The following is a 567-nucleotide window of genomic DNA, read 5'->3' as shown; positions in this document are numbered from 1 at the left end:
GAATGAAACGCCTGTACATCACCCGAAACGTAGGGGGAGCCGGTGAAGAAATATTTGTGCCTCAGGAAGCAGTAGATGACAAGCCCGATGGTTCGATCGACCTGGCACGGAAAACCGGCACTGACTTCGACTTCCAGTTCGAGCTGCCCGTACCCGATGGCATCACACAAGGTACTGTGGTATATAAATTCTGGACAACCACCGGCGTAGGTGACTTCCGCGACCAGACAAAGCGTCTTGCCGTTGGCCCCGGCACGATTACGCTGGTGTTCGGCGGTAACAATGCGACCGCTGAGGTGAACACGTTTAATGATATAACGCTGTCAGCACCTCTCGGTGACGGTACATCTAAAACGTTTGTGTCTTTGTTGGAGAATAAAGCAAATGCAAATGGCCAGGTTTACACGATCAGCCAGGGCATTGAATACGTTTCTTACTGGGACTTTGGTTATGTGTATCTGATGGGAGAGGACAAGCACGCTACGCTGACGTCTACGAATGAGTACCGCACTGACGTGGTAAACATCCCGACATTGACGGGCGTAACAAAAGACGAACTCAATAAAG

General features: G+C 50.6%; 1 protein-coding gene. It reads left to right on the top strand.

Going from position 1 to position 567, the window contains the following annotated elements:
- On the top strand, positions 1 to 567 hold a 567-nt coding region (locus KK062_RS29965; RefSeq protein WP_254088069.1), incomplete at both ends, for a hypothetical protein.

The sequence above is a fragment of the Dawidia cretensis genome, assembly GCF_018598175.1.
GTDB lineage: Bacteria > Bacteroidota > Bacteroidia > Cytophagales > Cyclobacteriaceae > Ohtaekwangia > Ohtaekwangia cretensis.
This window is presented reverse-complemented; position numbering and strand designations above follow the sequence as displayed.